We start from the raw sequence: 4,526 nt of genomic DNA, 5'->3' as shown, positions 1-4,526 counted from the left end.
CATGGCCGTCGAAGCGGGCGCGCGCCTGAGTAGCGTTGGCTGCCAGGAGATTTGTCAGCTGCCAATCGCCGGTGATCGCGACCGGATAGGAGGCGGCGCCAAGATCATAATAGAGATATTCGACCTTGGCGCTCCACTGCGGCCAGAACAGCCATTCCAGCCCGCCGCCCGCGGTCCAGCCGACGCGCATTTGCGAATAGCGGCCCTGGCTGACGCCAAGCAGCAGGAAGCCCGGCGTGTCATTGGGCACGTGCTGGAAGAAGCTCGTGGTCGAGGTCGCCTGGCCATAGGCGAGGCCGCCGGTCGCATAGGCGAGCAGGGTCGGCGTGATGAGATAGCCAAGGCGCGCCCGCGCCGTGCCGAGAAAATCGAGCGATTTGCCGCCCGAAACGCTCGTCAGGAAGTTGAGCCCCAGCGCCGCCAAGGGCGTCGGCGCTAGCGTCACCGAGCCGGCGTTGGCGCTGGAACCGGCGAGGCCCTGGACGTCGGTCTCCAATCCAGCGAGGAAGCCGCCGGCGAACTGCCAATCATAGCCGATTTGTCCGCCGCCGATGAAGCCGGCGCCATTGGTTGAGAGGACGCCCGTGCCCGCGATCGCGGCACCCACGGCCCAGGGGACATTGTCGGCGCCATTGATGACGAAGGGCGTCGAAGCGTAGTTGGTCACGTTGCTCGCGGCCCACGCGCCGCCAGCGTTCAATCCGACATGGACTCCGGTCCACAGCGGCGGCGGCGGAACATAGGCCGGCGGCGCCTTGTGGGACGGCAGATCCGCGGCGTGCGCCGATCCGGCTGCGAGCGCCAATGTCATGATCGCGCCCGCGAAGAATTTATTCATCACCGCTTTGTCCTCGCCGCTGCGAACGACTCAAGAAGTCTGAGCGCAACTGAGCAAGGCGAAAGGCTTTTCGCAATCCGAACCTAACATTGAAACGGAGCGTTTATGCCGTTTCCCGATCGATGTGCCAAATTTGCAACAGATGGGCGTGCCGACAGCTTCTCGCCCTACGCCGTCTCGCCGGCCATCTCCAGCACGACCCGCCATTCTTCGTCGGTCACCGGCTGCACGGAGAGGCGGGAGTTGTTGACGAGAACCATGTCCTTGAGGCGCGGCTCGGACTTGATTTCGGCGAGCGTCACCGGCTTTTTCAGAGCCTTGATCGCCCTCACGTCGACCATACCGAATTTGCCGGTCTCGTCGGTGTGGTCCGGATAATAGGTCTTTATGATCTCGACGATTCCGACGACCGCCTTGTCCTCGTTCGAATGATAGAAGAAGCCGCGCTCGCCCTTCTTCATCGCCATCAGATTGAGTTTGGCGGAGTGGTTGCGCACGCCGTTCCAGAAGGTGCCCTTGGCGCCGGCCGCGACCTGCTGATCCCAGGACCAGCTCGACGGTTCGCTCTTTAATAGCCAATGCGCCATCAGAGCTGCGCTCCCACCACGCGTTTCCAGGGTTTTAATTCCACCGAGGCGAAGAGGCCGGCGAGGGCGTAAGGGTCTTCGCCGAGCAGCGCGCGCGCCGCCGCCTCATCTTCGCAGTCGAGTATGAGCATGGAGCCGATCGGCGTCTCGCCGTCGAGAAAGGGGCCGCCGAGCTTTACCCGCGCCGCATGCTTTTCGAGGAAGGCGAGATGCGCGGCCCGCGTCGACAGGCGCAGGTCGACATGGTCGGGCTTATCCAGGCAAATGGCGACGAACAGCACGGGCGGCCTCGCGTAAGAGGGGCGAAGCCGCATCTTGTTCCAAAGCGCGCGCCGCCGGTCAACCGCGCGCGAGACAGGTTTCGCCTTCTGGCGAAAGTTTTGGGGACGGCGCGTCAGGCGCGCTTGGCCGGCGCCTGAAAATCCTGCGCGACCACCCGGTCGCCGAATTCGACGAGCGCTTCCCGCAGGGAGGCGATTTCGGCGTCGCTCGCCGCGGCGGGAACGACGGACAGTCCCTTGGCCCCGCCATTGGCGGCGCGCCGCAGATTGGCCCGGTCGGCCCGCAACGCCTCCACCGCGCCTTGCAGCACGGCGTTGTCGGCGCGCGCCGATTCGAGCTTGCCGGCGGCGTCGTTGGCCTCGGCGCGGGCGACACGTAGGGCGCCCTCCAATTGGTCGGCTTCGCTCTTCTGGCGCTCCTCGGCGGCTCGGAGCTTCGCCCGCGCCTCATCGAGTTCGGTGGAGAGCGTCTCGCCCAGCGCGCGGGTCGCGGCGAGTTCGCCGGAAATATGCGTGAGCTGATGCTCAAGCTCAGTCGCCCGCGCGTCCGGCAGGCCGGCCCGCGCGTGCTCCTCGCGCAAAGCCTCCAGCACATGCTGCAATTCGGCATTGTGCTGATGCAGCGCCGCGACGCGCGCCTCATAGGCGGCGACGAGCCCTTCCAGCTGCGACCCGGCCTCTTCGTTGAGCTGCGAGGTCTCCGATCGAATCAGGCGCATCTGCGCGACTCGGGTCTCGGCGCGGTCGGTCATGTCCTGCAGCGCCCGCTCCGTGGCGTGCAGAAGGCCAGTGCGTTCCGCCAAAGCCTTTTGCGCTTCGCCGACGCTCACATTCATGTCGCGATTGTCGGCCGCGGCGCGTTTGAGCTGCGTTTCGAGATCGCTGATTCGAGCGACGTGACGGCCGATCGTCGCGAGATCTTGCGCGCGAGAGGCCTGAACCGCCTCCATCGACTGTTCGAATCGCCGCTCGCGGACAGCGAACTCGGCCCGCAGCAGATCGCGCTCGGCGAAGACCTCCTCCATCGTCATCGGCGCAAGCATCTGCAGCCGCCGCATCGAAAGCCGAAGCGCGCGCCGCCAGAATGCGGGCAGGAACATCAAGGCGAAAAGCCCGGCGACGAGAAAGCCGAGCGCAAAATACATCGCTTGTTCGATCAAGACGCAGCAACCCCTCAAAGCGGACGCCGTTGATTTTGCCACGTAACGCCGCCGAACGCAAAGGCGCGCCGGGCGATTCGCGCCTTCGGTCGGCCCCGGAGAGTTCCGCCGCGCGGATTCACGGCTTCCTCTGTTTGGATGACGACTTCTCCGCCGGCGCGCAGCAGAACGCGCAGAAGTCGCGCGGCGCGGACCGCTCGCCGACGAATTGGAGAGAACGCATATGACTTTATCCGCCGGCTTTGCTTGTGGCGGCGACGGCGAACGCGTCGCGCCGCAATTCGGGCGTCGTGCCCGATGAGCGCCTTGCGTTGCCCAAGCGTTCCGGCGCTTGTTGTCGGCGACGCGCGTCCGAGCGGCGATCGGCGCCCGAACGGCGGCGGCTTCGCGACGACGCTCGCCGCGGACGAAGGCTTTCTAGCGGCGGCGCAAAAGCAGGGCGCGACGGAAGCGCGCATGCGATTCGCGCCGGCCTGCGTCGAAAACGACTGCGCCCATTGGCGCGGCGAGGGATGCGATCTACTGGGCCGAATCGCGCAACTGCTGGCGCAGGCGCGTGCGCCGGTCAGGCCGAGCGCGGCCTACGACTGCGGCATTCGTCAGGACTGCCGCTGGCGCCGGCAGCGCGGCGACGAGGCCTGCGGGATTTGCGGCTTCGTCGCGAGAGAGCCGCTGGAGCCGTCTCCCGATCGACTCAGAACGGGTTCCAAGTCGATTCGGGCGTGAATTTCAGATAGCCGAGATTGAGGCCAAGCCGCGCGCCGAGCCCGGAGCGCACCGGCATGACGACGACCTCGTCATTGTTGAGCGCGGTGAAGCCGAATCCGCCGACCAGATAGGCCGAGCCATTGGCGCCGGAATAACGCCGATAGATGGCGTCGACCGACGGAAGATTATAGACGAGCATCATCGTCCGGTCGCCGTCGCCGCCGGCGTCGAGACCGATCGAAGGTCCTTGCCAATAGACCCGCTGCTGGCCGGCGTTGCGCGTATACATCGTGCCTTCGCCGTAGCGGAGTCCGCCGACGAACGCCCCGCTCGCCTCCTGGCCGAGGATATAGGCGTTCGGGGCGCCCCATTGGCGCGAGGCGCGCTCGACGCCTTCGGCGAGCCCGCGCGAGATCGAGCCGAAAAAGCGATGGCCGTTCTCGACGATCTCGCCGCTCGAATAGGTTTCGGGTCGCTGATTGGCGCGCGCAAAAGAATGAGGCGCCGCCCATGCGCAGGCCGAGGCGGCGGCGAGGCGAATGAGGTCGCGACGCGAGGCGGCGTTGAACGAGGATTTGCTCATGGCGACGAAACTCCGGAACCCATTTGTCAGGGCAAGCGTCGGCGCGAACCATGGCCGACGCGCGGCGCAGCCGCGTCGCAAAGACGACGCCCGGCGTTGCTCCCCTCAAATTCGCGCGTCGCGGTTAAGGAAGCGTTGCGGCGGCGTCCGCCCAGGCGATGAACGGGCCGTTGCGATAGCCGGCGTCCGTCTTGCCGTAGCGCAGCGGCGCGCCCTGCGGGTCGAGCGTCGCCCCGCCGGCGGCGCGCAGCACCGCGTCGGCCGCCGCGGTGTCCCATTCCATCGTCGGGCCGAAGCGCGGATAGACGTCCGCTTCGCCCCTGGCCAGCAGGCAGAATTTGAGCGAGGAGCCGGCGGGCACGCTGCGGG

At 66.6% G+C, this 4,526-nt stretch carries 7 protein-coding genes; 1 reads left to right on the top strand and 6 read right to left on the bottom strand.

Translation table 11 applies throughout. The features are described from left to right. From QZ964_RS21085 to QZ964_RS21070, 4 genes are all read right to left on the bottom strand, one after another. Window positions 1-838: outer membrane beta-barrel protein (locus QZ964_RS21085; protein ID WP_292534282.1), on the bottom strand; the 838-nt coding region annotated here is incomplete at its 3' end. Window positions 839-1,005: 167 nt separating this feature from the next. Continuing rightward, entirely contained in the window at window positions 1,006-1,425 is a 420-nt protein-coding gene (locus QZ964_RS21080; protein WP_292534279.1) for an EVE domain-containing protein, read from the bottom strand. Further along, window positions 1,425-1,706 carry a YciI family protein gene (locus QZ964_RS21075; protein WP_292534277.1) on the bottom strand — a complete coding sequence of 94 codons (282 nt, stop codon included), beginning with the start codon at window positions 1,704-1,706 and terminating at the stop codon, window positions 1,425-1,427. Before QZ964_RS21075 ends, QZ964_RS21080 begins: the two co-directional genes overlap by 1 nt. A gap of 113 nt (window positions 1,707-1,819) precedes the next feature. Continuing rightward, window positions 1,820-2,866, bottom strand: a complete 1,047-nt coding sequence (locus QZ964_RS21070; RefSeq protein WP_292534275.1) for a hypothetical protein — start codon at window positions 2,864-2,866, stop codon at window positions 1,820-1,822. 297 nt (window positions 2,867-3,163) lie between these two features. Here QZ964_RS21070 and QZ964_RS21065 point away from each other — a divergent pair, with 297 nt between their 5' ends. Continuing rightward, window positions 3,164-3,592, top strand: a complete 429-nt coding sequence (locus tag QZ964_RS21065; protein WP_292534273.1) for a hypothetical protein — start codon at window positions 3,164-3,166, stop codon at window positions 3,590-3,592. Here the strand turns inward: QZ964_RS21065 and QZ964_RS21060 are convergent. Together QZ964_RS21060 and QZ964_RS21055 are read right to left on the bottom strand one after the other, a co-directional pair. Beyond that, window positions 3,561-4,157 carry a DUF1134 domain-containing protein gene (locus QZ964_RS21060; protein ID WP_292534272.1) on the bottom strand — a complete coding sequence of 199 codons (597 nt, stop codon included), beginning with the start codon at window positions 4,155-4,157 and terminating at the stop codon, window positions 3,561-3,563. The two genes, QZ964_RS21065 and QZ964_RS21060, sit on opposite strands and share 32 nt — an antisense overlap. Window positions 4,158-4,281: 124 nt before the next feature. Beyond that, on the bottom strand, window positions 4,282-4,526 hold a 245-nt coding region (locus tag QZ964_RS21055; protein WP_292534270.1), incomplete at its 5' end, for an inositol monophosphatase family protein.

This window comes from Methylocystis sp. (genome assembly GCF_021731785.1).
Classification (GTDB): Bacteria; Pseudomonadota; Alphaproteobacteria; order Rhizobiales; family Beijerinckiaceae; genus Methylocystis.
The sequence above is the reverse complement of the archived record's forward strand: the minus strand, read 5'-3'. Positions and strand labels throughout refer to the sequence as shown.

What these genes read in the sequence shown, in the direction of transcription:
- QZ964_RS21080 (WP_292534279.1), bottom strand. Translation starts at nt 1,425, where the DNA reads ATGGCGCATTGGCTATTAAAGAGCGAACCGTCGAGCTGGTCCTGGGAT.
- QZ964_RS21065 (WP_292534273.1), top strand. Translation starts at nt 3,164, where the DNA reads ATGAGCGCCTTGCGTTGCCCAAGCGTTCCGGCGCTTGTTGTCGGCGAC.
- QZ964_RS21060 (WP_292534272.1), bottom strand. Translation starts at nt 4,157, where the DNA reads ATGAGCAAATCCTCGTTCAACGCCGCCTCGCGTCGCGACCTCATTCGC.